The sequence below is a fragment of the Gemmatimonadaceae bacterium genome (assembly GCA_036273715.1).
Taxonomy (GTDB): domain Bacteria; phylum Gemmatimonadota; class Gemmatimonadetes; order Gemmatimonadales; family Gemmatimonadaceae; genus JADGGM01.
On sequence record DASUHB010000012.1, the window covers coordinates 1 to 15,609 of the forward strand.

Annotated in this window: 15 protein-coding genes; 2 read left to right on the forward strand and 13 right to left on the reverse strand. The window is 65.0% G+C overall.

Features of this window, described 5'->3' with window-relative positions; translation table 11 throughout:
- Positions 1-916: 916 nt before the first annotated feature.
- The 9 genes from VFW04_02130 to VFW04_02170 form a co-directional block, all read right to left on the reverse strand.
- Positions 917-1,288 carry a hypothetical protein gene (locus VFW04_02130; GenBank protein ID HEX5178103.1) on the reverse strand — a complete coding sequence of 124 codons (372 nt, stop codon included), beginning with the start codon at positions 1,286-1,288 and terminating at the stop codon, positions 917-919.
- Between the two features lie 2 nt (positions 1,289-1,290).
- Positions 1,291-1,965: a hypothetical protein gene (locus tag VFW04_02135; protein HEX5178104.1), complete on the reverse strand. Its 675-nt coding sequence runs from the start codon at positions 1,963-1,965 to the stop codon at positions 1,291-1,293.
- Positions 1,966-2,142: 177 nt separating this feature from the next.
- Positions 2,143-2,691 (reverse strand): GrpB family protein, encoded by a 549-nt coding sequence (locus VFW04_02140; protein HEX5178105.1) that lies wholly within the window; start codon positions 2,689-2,691, stop codon positions 2,143-2,145.
- A gap of 210 nt (positions 2,692-2,901) precedes the next feature.
- Positions 2,902-4,644, reverse strand: coding sequence for a gamma-glutamyltransferase (gene ggt / locus VFW04_02145; GenBank protein HEX5178106.1), 1,743 nt, complete (start codon positions 4,642-4,644; stop codon positions 2,902-2,904).
- 62 nt (positions 4,645-4,706) lie between these two features.
- The gene (locus tag VFW04_02150; protein ID HEX5178107.1) at positions 4,707-5,816 is read right to left on the reverse strand and encodes a hypothetical protein; all 1,110 of its coding nucleotides are present in this window, start codon (positions 5,814-5,816) and stop codon (positions 4,707-4,709) included.
- Positions 5,817-5,887: 71 nt separating this feature from the next.
- Positions 5,888-7,150 carry a dicarboxylate/amino acid:cation symporter gene (locus VFW04_02155; protein HEX5178108.1) on the reverse strand — a complete coding sequence of 421 codons (1,263 nt, stop codon included), beginning with the start codon at positions 7,148-7,150 and terminating at the stop codon, positions 5,888-5,890.
- A gap of 15 nt (positions 7,151-7,165) precedes the next feature.
- The gene (locus tag VFW04_02160) at positions 7,166-7,954 is read right to left on the reverse strand and encodes a 3-oxoacyl-ACP reductase family protein (GenBank protein HEX5178109.1); all 789 of its coding nucleotides are present in this window, start codon (positions 7,952-7,954) and stop codon (positions 7,166-7,168) included.
- Between the two features lie 87 nt (positions 7,955-8,041).
- A complete protein-coding gene (locus VFW04_02165) occupies positions 8,042-8,752 on the reverse strand; it encodes a CPBP family intramembrane glutamic endopeptidase (protein HEX5178110.1) in 711 nt (236 codons plus the stop codon).
- Positions 8,753-8,824: 72 nt separating this feature from the next.
- Entirely contained in the window at positions 8,825-9,259 is a 435-nt protein-coding gene (locus tag VFW04_02170) for a hypothetical protein (GenBank protein ID HEX5178111.1), read from the reverse strand.
- A 362-nt stretch (positions 9,260-9,621) separates the two neighbouring features.
- Between VFW04_02170 and VFW04_02175 the strand changes: the two genes are divergently transcribed.
- The gene (locus VFW04_02175; GenBank protein HEX5178112.1) at positions 9,622-9,831 is read left to right on the forward strand and encodes a hypothetical protein; all 210 of its coding nucleotides are present in this window, start codon (positions 9,622-9,624) and stop codon (positions 9,829-9,831) included.
- 314 nt (positions 9,832-10,145) lie between these two features.
- On the forward strand, positions 10,146-10,499 hold the full coding sequence (locus VFW04_02180) for a hypothetical protein (protein HEX5178113.1): 354 nt from the start codon (positions 10,146-10,148) through the stop codon (positions 10,497-10,499).
- Positions 10,500-10,538: 39 nt separating this feature from the next.
- On the opposite strand, the gene VFW04_02185 is transcribed toward VFW04_02180, so the two are convergent.
- From VFW04_02185 to VFW04_02200, 4 genes are all read right to left on the reverse strand, one after another.
- On the reverse strand, positions 10,539-11,030 hold the full coding sequence (locus VFW04_02185; protein HEX5178114.1) for a hypothetical protein: 492 nt from the start codon (positions 11,028-11,030) through the stop codon (positions 10,539-10,541).
- 286 nt (positions 11,031-11,316) lie between these two features.
- On the reverse strand, positions 11,317-11,814 hold the full coding sequence (locus VFW04_02190; GenBank protein ID HEX5178115.1) for a hypothetical protein: 498 nt from the start codon (positions 11,812-11,814) through the stop codon (positions 11,317-11,319).
- A 159-nt stretch (positions 11,815-11,973) separates the two neighbouring features.
- Positions 11,974-13,593, reverse strand: a complete 1,620-nt coding sequence (locus tag VFW04_02195) for an amidohydrolase (GenBank protein HEX5178116.1) — start codon at positions 13,591-13,593, stop codon at positions 11,974-11,976.
- A 1,090-nt stretch (positions 13,594-14,683) separates the two neighbouring features.
- The gene (locus tag VFW04_02200) at positions 14,684-15,403 is read right to left on the reverse strand and encodes a c-type cytochrome (protein ID HEX5178117.1); all 720 of its coding nucleotides are present in this window, start codon (positions 15,401-15,403) and stop codon (positions 14,684-14,686) included.
- Positions 15,404-15,609: the final 206 nt, after the last annotated feature.

Here is a 15,609-nt window from a genome sequence, read left to right on the forward strand (position 1 = left end):
GGTCACGCGCGCGAACAACGCACCTTCCCTCGCGTGGCAGCGATCTTCTCCATCATTTGCAATCCTTTTTGTTTTCCTTTTGAGCGTTTGTCGTAGATCTCTCCCTGTGGCTTTTCGGGTGGAGACTCGCCACGCGGTCACGGCCTCCGCGCCTCAGAGCTCAGTACGCCTTCCCACACCTGAGATCACCCACACGAAATCCCGAAGAGCCAAGATAATGAAGGGCAGCCGATTGCCACTCATAGACCGTTCCAGCGCATTGACGCCTCTTCGCGATCAGGTGGAAATGATTGGTGCGTTAGGACTTCGGAATGGTGGTCGCATCCACGCTGGCCGCGCTGGAAGTCATCGAGCTTCCGCCCGACTCGAACTGCCGGTCGGCATTCGACCGCGTCCTGGAGCGCTTGCAGGCGTTGACACCCAAACCGGAACCACACCCTATTCGTACGAACGCCTGCAGTGCCTCGAAGCCAACCTCCCGGAGAGTGCGCGATGAAGCCCAACGTCCTTCTCGTCGTGACATCGATGCTCTCGATTCTCTTGATCTCGTTCCACATCGCGGAGGACATTGTACTTGGATTCACCGGTGGAGGCCTCTCGAATCTCATCGCTATCGGCATCCTGGTCGTTTACTCGTGTGGAGCGCTGGCTGTGGAGCGAGCGGCGGTTGGGCTTGATCATCCTCCTGCTCGGATCGCTCGTGGCCGTGGTGATACCGGTCGTCCACATGACCGGAGCGGGTCGGTGTCCGCCGGTCGGCGGGAGCGTTCTTTTTCGTCTGGACCCTCTATGCGCTTGGCGTGATCGGGACGTTCGGCTTTCTGCTCTCGACGCACGCGCTCTGGAGGTTGCGCGTCGTCTCACGGGCTCCCGTTCCGTGAGGCAGTCGAGTTCCTCCTCCCGTTAGGCCGAGCACTCAGGAGAGCGCGCGGTCGATGCTCGGGGGCCACAGCCGTCGCACCGCCAGCGTTGCGAGCGCTCCGACGGCGAGGGTGCTCAGCGTGCCACCGACGCCGAGCACGAGGAGGAGCTCGAGCCTCAAGTGCGTCAACTCCTGAGCGCTGACCGGCGCGGCGAGGCTTTGCAGGCAGGGCTCATCGTGCCCAGCACAGGCTCGGAAGCCGATCTGCGCCCGAGCGGCAACGCCGAGAATGATGACCCACTGCGCGAGCAGTGCCCCCAAAAGGGCCCGGCGCCACGTAAGCCGCCGCGTCAGGGCAACAGCGGCGATGCCGACGACGGGCGCCGGAAGGCAGAACAGCGCGATGTGCCAGAGAAGATCGGTCATAGCTAGCTCACGCGATGTCGATGGCTGGTGTCGCCATGGTGAAAATGCCTGTGGCCATCTTGTGCGGGGTGCGTAGCGCTTCGCTTCGCGCGTTCCTCTTTCAAATACAGCATGTAGCCGCCGAACGCAGACGAAGTAAAGGCTGCATCGACAGCAAAGTGCGGGAAGTAGTCGCCGCGCACGTCATCGAGCCGGCGTACTATCGTTTCACGGGAAGATCCGGTGGCCTCGAGCAGATACTGGATGCCGCCATCCTGGAACACGACCCACGCGTGACATCCAGGCTGAGCCTCCTTCCCAGTACGCCACCGACCGACATAAAACTCCGCGGGAAGTCCAAGTTCCGTCAGCTTTCGCCACGCCCAGAGAGCATGATCTTCGCAGTCACCCTTGCGCAGCTGCTCGAACGTCTTGGGATGCTGCCAATAGTCGGGCTCGAAAAAGAGATCGGAGTCGCGTACATAGTCGCAGCCAGCGAGCCAATCGCACAATGTGTCCACGGACTCGACCCTGACATGCGACTCGCCCTCGAAATACCACCGGAAATCGTGGCGTGAGCCCGATCCGAACAGTGTGGGAGCGATGTTCCTGCTGAGGCGCTCCCAGGGGTCCCAGTCGATAAAGCGCAGCCCGAGGTAGAAGACTGGGCGCAGAAGTAAGGCAAGCAGTCGAGGCATGGCCCGCGAGGATGTTTGTCAGCCGCCTAACGTGTGCAATGAACTATACGGGCGCCGGCGCGATGCGCAACTCGTGGAGGAGCGCCGCGCGGGCTTTCTTGATTCATTGACAAGGCCACGCGAAGCGTTTGGGCGGCATGCAGCTTCACCGTGTCGCGCCGCGGATGACGGCCGGTGCTAACGGCTAGAAGTAGCCTTCCACAGCGCTGCGCGTTGCTCTATCTCGCGGATGAAGGCTGCCTTCCCATCGCTGTAACACCGCACGTCGCCATGGCAGTCGGCGGCGAGCCGCTGTTTCAAGTTGGCGTACGCGCGGGCGGTCTCCGGGTGCTCGCGGATATAGTCCCGAAAATTGAGATGGCGCTCGATTTCGCTTGACGATTGTTGTGCGTAGGCGTGCACTTGGTGAGTACGAACGCCGTGGGGATCATCTCTGCGAAAATATCGACGACCGGGTAGGCCGAACTCGCCCATGACCTCATAGCCGAGCGCCTGGAACCGGGCAGCCTGAGCGTCGAGCGCGTGGACATTCGAGACCACCGCGAGCATGTCGATGACCGGCTTGGCACGAAGGCCCGGAACGGCTGTGCTGCCGATATGGTGGAGCGCAATGAGAAGCGCGCCGAAGGCGGGCCGGATTCGTTCGGTTTCCACCGTAAACGCTTCCGACCATCCTGGGTCGGCTTCGGCGAGTACGATCTCGGTGCTCGACGATCTCGTCGTCATCGAGGAGCGAGTGGCGGTATGACGCGCGTTAGGCTGCAACGATAGACTCCTAACTCCCGCGCTCCGGCGTCTCGGATTCACCGAGGGACGTCTCTATACTCCGCGGAATGTTGCGCAGGAAATCGTGGCTGATTACCGCCCGGGATGGGTGTTCGCAGACGTGTATGGACAAGACCGCATCGATCACGCTGACGGGCGGCGATCAACGCGTCACTTCTTGATCGGCAACTGCTCGGGTATCGCCGCGCCATCGTGCCGCGGATCGCTCGCACCGTAGTGAATGCCGCCGTCCGTGCCCATCACGGCCTGTCCCCACCCGAAATGCCCGGTGCGCGGACCGTACAACGTGAGATCGTAGCCCATCGCCGACAGCGAGTCGCGCACCGCCTCGGGAATGCGGGACTCGATGTCGAAGTTGCACCCTGAGAATCCCGGCTTCGTGAACCGCCCCGCCTCGAGCGCTTGCTGGATGTTCATGCCGTAGTCGGCGATGTTCGAGACGAACTGCGCATGCGCCTGCGCCTGGTTCCATCCACCCATGATGCCGAACCCGATGCGCACGCTGTCCTTCTGCATGAATCCCGGGATCAGCGTGTGCAGCGGCCGCTTGTGCGGCGCAAGCGTGTTGGCCATTGCGGTGTCGAGCGTGAACAGCGCGCCGCGATCCTGCAAAATGAATCCGGTGCCCGTGGGCACGAGCCCCGAACCGAACTCATCATAGTTGCTTTGAATCAACGACACGATGTCACCATCGGCATCGATCACGGTGAGATAAATCGTGTCGCCGCCCTTCTTGTCGGTGATCGACGAAAACTCCGACGGCGCGGCGCTGCACACCGCGCGTGTCGAATCGATCGTCGCCGCACGCGCGGCCGCGTGCGCCGAGTCGAGCATCTGCGCCACGGGGACGTTGGCGAGACGCGGATCGCCCACGTACCGAAGGACGTCGGCGTAAGCCAGTTGTTTGGCTTCCATGGTCACGTGCAGCGCTCGCGTGGCGTGGAATCCGTACGCGCCCATCGGATAGTGCGACATCATCTGCAGCATCATCAACGCGCCGATGCCCTGAGTGTTAGGCGGCAGCTCGTACACCGTCCAGCCGCGATAGTCGACGTGCAGCGGCGTCACCCATTCCGGCTCGAAGTCCGCGAGGTCGGCAGCCGTCATCGTGCCGCCGAGCTCGTGTTCGGTCGAGAGAATGGAGTCGGCGGTCGCACCCTTGTAGAATCCGTCGCGGCCGTGCTTCGCGATCAAGGTGAGCGTTCGCGCAAGGTCCGGATTCCTGAAGATCTCACCCTCGCGCGGCGTGTGACCGTCGATGAGATACGTCTTCGCGGCGTCCGGAGTCGCGCCCAACACTTTCAAGTACTCGCCCCACGTTTCCGCGATCACGTGCGTGACCGGGAACCCTTCACTCGCGTACCGTATCGCCGGCGCGAGTAACGTCGACAGCGGCAACTTCCCGAACTTGTCGTGCAGTGCTTGCCATCCCGCGACCGCGCCCGGCACCGTCACGCTCCAGATTCCCCGAATGGGAATGCGATCGAGTCCCTTGGACTTGAGCAGCTCGGGCGTCATGCCGCTCGCCGACCATCCGCTGGAGTTGAGTCCGTACAGTTTGCCCGTCTTCGCGATGTAGACGATGGCGAACAGATCGCCGCCGACGCCGTTCATCGCCGGCTCCATGAGTCCGTTGGCGGCGTTCGCGGCGATCGCCGCGTCGACCGCGTTGCCGCCTAACTCGAGCATGTGCACGCCGGCGCTCGCCGCCAGCGGCTGGCTCGCCGCGACGATACCATAGCGCGTGATGACCATCGACCGCCCGGGAATCGGAAGCGGTTGGCCGTGGTCTGGTGTGACGGGCACGCCGCGTTGGGCAACGGCGATCGACGATACGGCAGCGCACAGCGCGGCCGCGAGCACCGAGACGACCCAACGGCGGGAGGTTGGCATGCCGGGCGATGTGGTTTCGAGAAGTCCGAGCGGGCTACGTGCGGCGCGAGCCACTGTGCGTGCTACTCGACGAAGAACAGCCGCAGCCCGTGCTTCGATGCGAACGTGCGCGCGTTCGTCTGGATCGTTTGCCACTCGGCGCCCGTGATCGGGCGCTTGGTGTTGTCCGCCTGCACCAGTGGATCCTTCCCCGACACGTACATCGCCACGGCACCGCCGCTGAACCGCACGGCCTCGAACAGATGCGCCTCGAGCAACAGATCCTTCTCCTTCGTGTCGCCGAGCGTTCCGTCGCGAAGACAGCTCGACAAGAGATCGCGCCGCAGATCAGGATTTGCCTTGAGATACACCGCCGCCAACACGTCGTACGACACCTGGTCTTCCGCGGTCACCGACTTTCCTTCCATCACGCCGAACGTGTCGCCGCCAAAGTAGATCGCATCGCGCCTGAACTTGTCGGATAGCACGAGATGGCTGTAGCCGTAGTCGAAACACGCGCCGTGCGGGCGACGCCCATAGTCCAACGCCGCGAACACCTGCTTCGTGCGCGGGTCGAATTGCGGGTTGGTCGCCGTGTACTCGCCAGCCGCCGACTTGTTGAGCGCACCGGGCGCCATCTTCACGACGGCGTCGCCGAACCCTCGGCCGCCCGGCGCGAGTCCGCGCCCAACGCCGGGAGCGGCCGTTGCCTTGAGATCATATTTCCTCCAGCGGCCGCCCATGCCCGTCACCTCGAAATCGGCGTCGACGGCGGTCTTGGGAAACGTCGCGCGATCATCAGCGGCGACGCGGATTGCCGCCGGGTTGAGCGGCGAATCCTGAAGCTTCATCTGACCCGCCTTCACGGCGCGCTCGTACATCTGCGTGTAGCTGTCGTAGTTGTTCGGCGTCATGAACCACTTCGTGGCCACGAAATTGATCGTCAGCGGCGCCGTCTGCAGCCGCTGCTGCATGTGCATGAACGCCTCCTCCAGCTTCTTCCGCGATGCCTTACGGAGCGACGGATCGGTCGCCTTGAGCGCATCCAAGGTCGGCGTGAACAGCCGGGACAGCGCGTGACGATTGATGTCGGCGATGCGCGCATTCACGAAGGCGTGCTGCACGGCGCCGCTCTTCGACCCTGCGGTCCACGGCGTGGGCTGGTTGCCATTCGGCGGTTGGGGAGCGGTCATTATTTCAAAAGCTGAGTTTGGGGAATGGGGATCAGACGTCGACAGGGATCCAAATCATGGCGCCGGCGCCGTCAACCCGAAAGACCCACACGGGGAGACGGTTCCGCGTGGGCGACCAACGCCGCCGCCGCGAGATCGCCCGTGACGTTGAGTGCGGTCGCGATCGTATCCGGCAGCGCATCGACGGCGATCAAGATGCCAATGCCCTCGGGCGGGAGGCCGATCGCGACGAACAGCGGCGTGAGCATGATGAACGCGCCGCGCGGCACGCCCGGCGCCACGAACGCCAGAAACACGGACGCAACGCCGACGGTTGCGAGCTCGCGCGCATGCAATGGAATTCCGTAGAACCATCCGACGAACAATGCACCAATGGTCCACGACACCGGCGCGCCGATCTTGAACATCGAGACCGCGAGCGGCAGCACGAAGCCGGTGATGCGATCCGAGAGCGCGAGCCCGCGTTCGCCGCTCTCCATGAGCACGGGCAGCGATGCGATGGACGAGCTCGAGCTGAATGCGATGAGCTGCGCCGGAAGCGCTGCGCGCGCGAACCGCCCCATGGGAATTCCGCCGAAGGCCGCGACGACCGGATAGAGCAGCAGGATCACCGTGAGATTGCCGAGCGTGTACGCGGCGATGTAGACGCCGATCGCGCCGGCCACGGAACCGCCGAGATGTGCCGCGAGCGGCAGCACCAGCGCGAACACGCCGATCGGCGCGACGAACACGACCCAGCGCACGATGCGCATCATCACGTCGCCTAACGCGCGGGCGGCGTCGACGAGCGGCTGCCGCGTCGCGTCGGGGCTTCGTGCGATCGCGATCGCCAGAATGAGCGTGAACAGAATGAGCGGGACCATCGCGCCCTCGGCCGCGGCGGCGACGGGATTCGATGGAATCAGCGACGTGAGCCACGCACCGAAACTCGTCACCTGGCCGCCGGCCGACAGCTGCTTCGCCGCCTCGGCGGCGCCCGCGGGGAGCATCGCCCTGGCGCCACCCGATGCCGGGAGCGGCAGCAGCGCGAACAGAAACGAGGCGAGCGGAACGATGACGATCGCGGTCGCGCCCAACAGGACGACGAACACCACGATCGTGCGGCCGCCGGTTCTTCCGATCGCGCTGACGTCGCTCGCCGATGCGATGCCGGTGATGAGCAGCGAGACGACCAACGGGATGACCGTCATCCGGATGGCGTTCACCCAGAGCGTCCCGATGGGCGCGATGGCGTCTGCCGCGCGGAGCAGCGTGCCGCTGCCTAACGCAGCGATGATCGCGCCGAGGATGATGGCGGCCGCGAGGGCGACGAGGACGCGGGTGCTCTCTTTCATCTGGTGGTCACGGGGTCACATCATGAGATCGCCGCCGTTGATGTCGAGCGACGTCCCGGTGAGGTACCCCGCCGCCTCGGACGCGGCGAAGCACACGAGGTTCGCGACTTCCAGCGCGGTCCCGAGGCGGCGCACGGGATAGCCGGCGGCCAGGCGCTCGAGCACGTCGGGCGCCGCGTGCTCGCGCGTCAGCTCGGTATCGATCATGCCCGGACACACCGCGTTCACCGTGATGCCGAACGGCCCCAGCTCCTTCGCCGCCGCGCGCGTTAGGCCGAGCAGTCCCGCCTTGGAGGCAGTGTAATGGGCGCCGCCTAACGTGCTCACCATCCGGCCCGCCGAGGACGAGATGTTGATGATGCGTCCGTAGCGTTGGGCCTGCATCGCCGGCAGCACCGCTCGGGTGAGCAGAAACGGCGCCACCAGGTTCACCTCGAGCGCGTCGCGAAACTCCCGGGCGGTGAGGTCGGGGAACCGCGTCGAGCGCGCCAGCGCAGCGTTGTTCACCAGAATGTCGATGCGGCCGAAGCGGTCCAGGGTTCGGCGGACGATGTCCTCCGGTGCGCCGGCGGCGGCGATGTCGCCCGCCACGGCGAGCGCGCGTGCGCCCAACGACGCGACAACGGCATCGGCGCGCGACGCATCGCGAACGTTGACGGCCACGCTCGCGCCGCGCTCGTACAACCGCGTCGCGATGGCGCGACCCAGCCCGCGCGCCGCTCCAGTGACGATCGCGACGCGCCCGCGGAAATCCAGCGGCGCGGCGCGGACTGCTTCGTCACGTGCGTCGTTCGGCTCGATCATGGCGGTCCGTTGAAGACGCGCCAATATGGCTACCGACCTTCGGAGGCGCGAGGAACACTGTCCACGGAGAGGATTTTCGTTCCGGAGCTAGACCGCCACCTTCTTGCCAAGCACCGCGAAGCCTGCCACACCACTGGCGCTGTCGATCAGTCCATGGATGATCATCGCCGGGACCAGCCAGCCGCTGAGGAGGACGATGCATGCCAGCACGAGACCGACCAGCCCGGTCTTCATAACCCCTCGTGGTCCCTGGTAGGCATGTCCCAAACCAAACGCGATCGAAACGATCACCACTGCCGGCGCCATACCGACGTAGGCGGCGACGACCCAGGTGAGAAACCCCCGGTAGAGCAACTCTTCACATCCACCAGCCGTCCATGACACCGCCTGGAACCACTGATACTCATCGGGCGAGCGCGGAATGATGAACTCCACGTCATTGAATTTCGGAACCAGTCGCTGGAGGCGGTCAGGCGTGAGCGCGCGGATCCTGGCGTTTTGCCGCAGCAACATCGCGGCGACAGCGGTGGCGAGCGCGAGGCCGACGTACAAGCGCCAGTCGGTAGGTGGCTCGAGACCGAGTGCGCGCCACGGGCGGCCTTCCCTCGACCAGAGCGCGACGGCCGTACCGGCGAGAACCCATTCTCCGATGATCGTGCCGCGATACCAGTTGCGCCGCGCGTTGGGCACGCCGGCGGCCAGTTGACGCTTGAGCCGCTGATCGAAGTAGGCGACGCCGATGGCGACGATGACGATCGAGAACAGCACCGCGAAAAAGACATCGAGCCGGGTGGGCATGGCGAAGTTGCGTGTCTCTGGTTGAATGTAGACTCGGTGCACCGACACCGACGCTGATTCACTCGCGGCGTGTTAGGCGTCGACCCCCCGGCGCCCCGCGCCGGCGCGCGTCCAGTTGGCAACGAACAGAACGATGAGCAGCGCGTTCACGACGAGCCAGGGCGGCTTCATGTTGACGCCGTCGAAGTTGAGGTGCAGGACGAGCTGCAGCGCGGTCGTCAGGGCGACGAGGATACCGGTGAACCACGCACCGGATGTCGCCCGGCGGCGGAGAACGTATCCAGCGAGACAGTACGCGGCGCCGACGAGGATTACGATCGACAGGAACGCCAGCGCGGCAGTGAGGGCGCGAGGTTTCGAGCGCAGCGGCATCAGCGCAGTCGCCGTGAGCACCACCAAGATAATGCCCCACGCGTAGCAGAGGAACGAGGCGATGCGGATCGCGACGGGCTGCTTGCGCGCATCCATGGAGCCGTTACAGGCGTCGTTGCCGGATGGCAATTTCATCAGGGGAGGGCGTGTCGCTCACGGCGTGACTCGGGTCGCCTTGTCCGCCTAACGGCGTTGAGGAGGATGTGGATCGAGATGCGGCCGCAGCCGCACCGACAGTTAGGCTGCACGTACGGCGTGCCGGCGTGCGACCGCCGTGATCGGCTATCGCAATAGCGATCGATGTAGGTCATGTGGGTCCATCTGCAGCGTTCGTTAGGCCACGGCCTGTCTTTCGGTTCGCAGCGCCGGCGCAAGGCGCCAGCGCGAGGAGTAGTATGAACACGGGCGGTGATAGCCCAGGCAAGCCGAGCAGTAGCAGCTGGTGGGAGTACGTTCCGCGGAAATACACGACCCCGGGCCAGTGCTGTTGCCGCAACATGCGCGACATCGGCGGTTCGGGAGTGATGCAGGGCGAGCACTTCGAGCAGAAAAGGAACCGTGATGCAGAGCGACGTCCCGAAGACCAGGATCTCATCCACCGGGAAGTGGAGAACGCCGATAACCTGAAGGATCTGAACGACGTCGTAGGCGACAGTCGCCGCTGCTGCCGCCACGCCTGCTCGGAATCCAATGGCGCTCGGAGCTGACATAAGACTGCTTCCTGTCGCGATCGCCCCGCACCGAGCTCGCGCTCCAGGGGTAGCGGTCGGCGAGCGCGTCGTGGGGGTTCAGGGTGAGCGGGGCGGGACAAATATGCAGCCGGTGCTTATGGATGTCACGCTTCCGGGTCACGCGAGCCAGGAACGTGGTGTGAGCGAGTGCTCGAAGAGCTCGCGACGTTCCTCGTGGCGTCCACTCCAGCGCTTCGTGAAGACCTGTGTAAACGAAGCTCTGGTGCGCAAGATTTCCTACGGCGTGCGCACCGAACGCACATGGCACTCACACTTTTCCCTGAAGGCACATGGCAACCGCACAAGGATCACCCGTCGTACGGATCTCCAAGGGGCACTTTGCGCCCGAGCAGTGCGACGCAGTCCAGAAGCTCATCGACGCGTCGGCGACGCCGCTCGTTCCAGCCCTCGAGCAGCTACGCGGCTTGTTGTATTACCACGCTTCGGTCGATCCCGTGACTAACACGCTCGTCAACGTGAGCATCTGGACCGATCTCGCCGCGGCCAAGCAATTGGACACGCTAGCAGCGATGCTCGCCCAGCGACCGATCCTCGAGGCGGCGGGCGTGCGCTTCGACAAGATCGCGAACTACGAGCCGATGTGGACGATCGACAAAGGAGCGCCCGCGACGGCCAGGGCGTGACGCGGCGCCGCTCATCGATGCTGAGCGCGAGCCGGCGCGCTACGGCGTGCGCACGCGGGGCGGCTCGATGCGACTTGCGTCCGCGGCGGTTGCACCCGCCCGCACCTCAGTGTGCCGAATCTGGCCGCCGAGCAGGCCGGTATAGCCCATCAGCACGCTCGCAACGGTCGTGGCGACGAGGGCAAGCACGGCGACGCCGCGCGGGATTGCGCTGCGTCGCCACCAGGCGAGCGCGCCGAGCGCAAAAACACCGAGGATGGCGGTGACGACGGTCGCGATCTCGGCCACTTCCTCATGATCGTGGATCAACGCCCGTTGAACGCCGGGGAATCCGCGAATCGCGTCCTCCGCCGGCTCTCCGGTGAAATACGCCGCAGCACCGGCGACCGCCGCTGCGATGAGGACGACGAACGCGGTGCGCCGAAGCACGTCGGGCGCGAAAAAGAAGGACGCCGCGAGCAGCGCGAGCGCGAACAAGGCGCCAAACACAGGCGCATGATTGACCAGCAGATGAAGATGGACACCTGTCATGCGTGCCGTCCGGCGTGGGGATGCGCCCCTGGGCGCGGTAGTCTTCGCATACCTCGCCAATATCGGCGCGCGCAGTGCGCCGTCAGTCGGCGAATCCCTGAGGGCTCGTAGGGCTTCACGTCCCCGGCTCGTTAGGTTGTGTTAACGGCGCCTCATACCAAATGGTGACGTCCGCACCCGGCGTCGTTGCGAGCCACGCGGTGATGATCTCGTCCGCGTGGGCCTGGTCGCGCGCCCTCGGGGAGGCGCTGCGTTAGACGTGGAGCGAGCAGCCCTGCGGTAGCGCCTATCGCCGGGTAAGCGTGACCCGCGCGAATGGTTTGCGGACCCCCGAACTGTCGTTGTCCAGGTGCCACTGCCAGGAATCCCTCGACGCGTCGTACAGGAACGTCGTATGGAAGCTCGTCGCCGCGGAGTCCAGGAAAAGGAAGGAGATGGAATCTCCGCGCACAGTCCCACGGCCCGTGCCTGCCGGAGGGAAGGCCGCCGCGGCGGTGTTGTCCATCCACACACAGGCGTAAGCGCCCGTCGCAGGATCGCGTCCGAAGAGCACCACGGCTTCGTAGACCGGTTTACCATTCGGCGCGCGCTCGCGAGACACCTCGTGCATCTCAACGTACTCGCGGCCGAGCAGCCACTTGAAGTTCACATCATCGACGGTCTGCCGGCGGCCGATGGTACCGCGTAGCACCCAATTCCCCACCAAGCGTGGAAAGAGAGAGTCGGGATGCAGCCCCTGGGCGAACAGCGGGGCCGGCGAGCAAAGTAGTGCGAGAACGACCATCCATCGTTTGCGCATACACTATCCCCCGCGGAGTCGGATCCTGTTGCAGGCCTAACGGCTGGTCGAAACGCGACGTCGCTGCTCGAAGAATTCCTGCAGCATTGTTAGATTGCAGGAAAGAGCACAACGCCGCAAGACACGTCACATGACGCGCATTGCTCACTTCCCAGAACCCGTGTACTCCACCTTCCCGCCCACGATCGTGTACAGCACCTTCGTGCCCAGGATGGAATCCGGCGCCGTCCGCATGATGTCGCGCGACAACACCACGACGTCCGCATCCATCCCCGGCGCCAGCGCGCCCTTCTCGTGCTCCTGGAACGCCACGTACGCGCCGTTCACCGTGTAGGTCTTGAGCGCCTGCTCCCGGCTGAGCTTCTGCTCCGGGAAAAACGCCGAATCGGTGCCCACCACATCGCGCGTGACGCTGCAATGGAACGACGCGATCGGGCTGATCTCCTCCACCGGCACATCCGTTCCGTTAGTCACGACCGCGCCCGTCTTCCACAACGATTGCCACACGTAGGCACCCTCTTTCGCCCGCTGGACGCCGAGCCGAGGGATGACGTACGGCGCGTCCGAGCAGGCATGGATCCCCTGCATCGACGCGACCACGCCCATCCGCCCGAAGCGTGGAATGTCCGCCGGATTGAGGTGCTGGGCGTGCTCAATGCGCCAGCGCAGCGTGTCACTCTTCACATGATGCTCGGCGAACAGCGACTGGTAGAGGTCGAGCGTTTCGCGGTTCGCGCGGTCGCCGATGGCGTGCACCGAAATCTGGAACCCGTGCGCGATGCCGATCTCGGCGATCTGCTTGATGCGCGCCATGGACGTGACGTTGAGCCCGGTGTTGGTCGGATCGTCATCGTAGGGTGCGAGCATCCACGCGCTGCGCGAGCCTAACGCACCGTCCGCGGTGATCTCCCCGATGGCACGCACCGTGAGGTGGCCATTGCCGTAGTCGATCATCCGGTGCGCAACGAGCGAGTCGACGTCATCCGGCCGCACTTCCTCGCCGTCCACCAGAATGTAGAGGCGCAGCGGCATGTCACCCGCGTCGACCATCTTCTTGATGGCATCGATGGTCGCGAACGACTCGCCCATGTCCTGGAAGCTCGTCACCCCATTGGCCAGCGCATTCTGCGTGGCCAGGTGCACCTGCCGGCGGAACTCCGCCTCGGCGTCCTCGGGCGAACGAGCAGACAGATTCTTGTCCAACGCGTCGCGGATGAGCGACTGGGCGCCATCGACGAGAATGCCCGTTGGGCGGCCGCTCGGGTCCTTGATGATCTCGCCGCCCGGCGGGTTGGGCGTCGATGACGTAATGCCGGCGAGGCGGAGCGCGACGTCGTTGGCGATGAGCGCGTGCCCGCTCGCGTGCTCGAGAATCACCGGGTTGTTGGGCGCGGCCTGGTTGATGAGGTCGTTCGTCTCGAAGCCTTTCACGACCCGCCCCGGCGACCGGTTCCATTTCTCCTGATGCCAGCCGTGTCCCCGGATCCAGGCGCCCGGCTTGGCCGTCCGGGCCGCATTGCCGACCATGGTCGCGATGTCCTGCCACGACGGCACGCCCATGAGGTCGAGCTCGGTCAGCGCCATGCCTAACCCGGTGAAGTGGCCGTGCGATTCAATGAAGCCCGGGATGGCGAGATGGCCGCCCAGATCGATGACTTTGGTGTTGGGACCGACATAGCGTTGCACGTCGGCGTCCGATCCGACGGCGGTGATGCGGCCGGCTGTGATCGCCAGCGCTTCGGCGCTCGCATGTGTCGAGTCCATGGTCACGATCATACCGTGGCGGAGGACCATGTCGGCGGGCGGGACGCGGGAGGCGCAGGCGGATGCGAGGAGGGCCAGAGCGAAGGCAGCGATGGCGCGCGTGTGTGGCGTCGGCGGATTCATGACGGAAGTGAAAAAGAGTAGTCAACCAGGACAGCGATAGTGCCTGCAGGTCTGGCCCGCGGGCGCGCCCGAGAACGTTGCACGTCGGTACGTCTCAGCACCAGCGCCGGCGTTTGCCAGGATTGGTCGCTCCGTAGCGTCCCCGGTCGACGTACCGCGAATGCGCGAGGGAATGTTCCCGTGCCGGCGCCGTACCGGCGCCTAACGCGGTGAGCGCGGCTCGGGTCCGGGACGAGCCCCGGCCGACTCATCCAACGTGCGCGCGCCCGCGTTAGGCAGACGTCAGCCGCGTCACTGTTTCGGAGTGTAGCGGAATTCGGTCCGTTCCAGGAAACTGCCTCTGGGCCACACCAATCCCTGTGCCTCGCCGAGCTCCTGCAACAGCTGAGGGTCAGCGCCGCGGCTGAGCGCCCAATGTCGCCACCGCGGGACTGTGAATGCCCACCAGACCCAGGCCAAGGCCGGCGGGCCGATCACGACTGCGACTCCGACCACTATTTGCAGGCCCAACGGGAGTCGTACGAGTTTGCTGGCACGCCGCAGGACACCCTCCGCCAGCGCCCACAGGCCGAGCATGATCAACAACACGGGCAGTGTGACGACGGCGTGGCCTCTGCGTACCGCTACCGCGGCTGCGAGCCGGCCGGTCGATGGCGTCGGTTTCCCCAGGTCGCGATTCATACCAGCCTGTGTCATTGGTCGCGTTGTCGCGCTGCGACGACCATCCCGGACGCAGTCCACTGGCGCGACAGGAATTTCACTGTCCGGGAAATACGAAAGACGAGTACGAGCGCGATGGTTATCGGGTGCCGTACGGTTTCGGCGGGACCGTCTTGAGATACGTCCAGATCGCAGCGATCTCGTCGTTGGTCATATTCCGGTACATGCGGACAGGCATGAAGGGATTCAACCGGCTTCCATCGGGCCTCTTACCTTCGGCTAACGCAGTCCGGAAGTCAGCCTCGGTCTAACGACCGATGCCCTCGGGCGTCATATTGGCTGCCGGCGGCGCGTTGGGATTATCGGCCGGCGGCCCTCCGGCCAACGACGGGCCGTGGCAGTGCCGGCAGGTGGCGATTTTCACGAGGTATTTTCCATATGCGGCGCTCACCGCGGGCGCGGGTTGCGGCCGTTCAGCGGCCAGGTTCATCGACGCCCTCTCGGGATGCAGCTTGCCGGCGACGAGCAACGCTCGGGCCAGCGGCCCAACGGTGGTCGGCTTGAGCGGGTGCGAAGCAGCAGGCGCGCTCTTCACGTAGGCGACGACGGCCGCGAGATCGCTGTCGCTCAGGTAGTAGAACACTGCGGATGGCATGACCAACAGCGACCGGCCGTCAGGCGCGACGCCGTAGCGGATGGCACGCACGAAGTCGGCGTCGCTCAGCTGCGACCCGAGCCCGGCGCGCGTGAGGTTGGGAGCGCTCAACACCGCCATGAACGGCCGGTCGATCAGCACCTTGCCGCCCAGGTCCTCGCCGTGGCACTCCGCACACGGAAGGACAGCGTGCATCAAGTGCGACCCGCGCGCAATGGATGCCGAGTCGTGGCCGACGGCCACGGGCGGCACGTGATCCACGTAGCGCTTGCCCAGTTGGGCGCTGCTCACGGCATAGACGCCGGCGACGCCTAACGCGATCAATCCGATGATCGTGGCCGCGGCGATGCCGCTCCATTTCAGCGCTCTCACGGTTCCGCGCCTTGCAGAAGGGCGCACCAAGATACGACCTCCGTCTCCCCGGCGCAATGCCCGTACGGCCAACCGGCGCTAACGACTAACGAAAGGATCGCGCGCACCTGAAGATGAGATGCGCGGCCGCGACGGCACGCCCATCACGGCGAGCTCGGCCATCGCCATGCCTAACCCGGTGAAGTGGCCGTGTTTCAAAGCCATCG

What these genes read in the sequence shown, in the direction of transcription:
- VFW04_02130 (HEX5178103.1), bottom strand. Translation starts at nt 1,288, where the DNA reads ATGACCGATCTTCTCTGGCACATCGCGCTGTTCTGCCTTCCGGCGCCC.
- VFW04_02135 (HEX5178104.1), bottom strand. Translation starts at nt 1,965, where the DNA reads ATGCCTCGACTGCTTGCCTTACTTCTGCGCCCAGTCTTCTACCTCGGG.
- VFW04_02140 (HEX5178105.1), bottom strand. Translation starts at nt 2,691, where the DNA reads ATGACGACGAGATCGTCGAGCACCGAGATCGTACTCGCCGAAGCCGAC.
- ggt (HEX5178106.1), bottom strand. Translation starts at nt 4,644, where the DNA reads ATGCCAACCTCCCGCCGTTGGGTCGTCTCGGTGCTCGCGGCCGCGCTG.
- VFW04_02150 (HEX5178107.1), bottom strand. Translation starts at nt 5,816, where the DNA reads ATGACCGCTCCCCAACCGCCGAATGGCAACCAGCCCACGCCGTGGACC.
- VFW04_02155 (HEX5178108.1), bottom strand. Translation starts at nt 7,150, where the DNA reads ATGAAAGAGAGCACCCGCGTCCTCGTCGCCCTCGCGGCCGCCATCATC.
- VFW04_02160 (HEX5178109.1), bottom strand. Translation starts at nt 7,954, where the DNA reads ATGATCGAGCCGAACGACGCACGTGACGAAGCAGTCCGCGCCGCGCCG.
- VFW04_02165 (HEX5178110.1), bottom strand. Translation starts at nt 8,752, where the DNA reads ATGCCCACCCGGCTCGATGTCTTTTTCGCGGTGCTGTTCTCGATCGTC.
- VFW04_02170 (HEX5178111.1), bottom strand. Translation starts at nt 9,259, where the DNA reads ATGAAATTGCCATCCGGCAACGACGCCTGTAACGGCTCCATGGATGCG.
- VFW04_02175 (HEX5178112.1), top strand. Translation starts at nt 9,622, where the DNA reads ATGCGCGACATCGGCGGTTCGGGAGTGATGCAGGGCGAGCACTTCGAG.
- VFW04_02180 (HEX5178113.1), top strand. Translation starts at nt 10,146, where the DNA reads ATGGCAACCGCACAAGGATCACCCGTCGTACGGATCTCCAAGGGGCAC.
- VFW04_02185 (HEX5178114.1), bottom strand. Translation starts at nt 11,030, where the DNA reads ATGACAGGTGTCCATCTTCATCTGCTGGTCAATCATGCGCCTGTGTTT.
- VFW04_02190 (HEX5178115.1), bottom strand. Translation starts at nt 11,814, where the DNA reads ATGGTCGTTCTCGCACTACTTTGCTCGCCGGCCCCGCTGTTCGCCCAG.
- VFW04_02195 (HEX5178116.1), bottom strand. Translation starts at nt 13,593, where the DNA reads ATGGACTCGACACATGCGAGCGCCGAAGCGCTGGCGATCACAGCCGGC.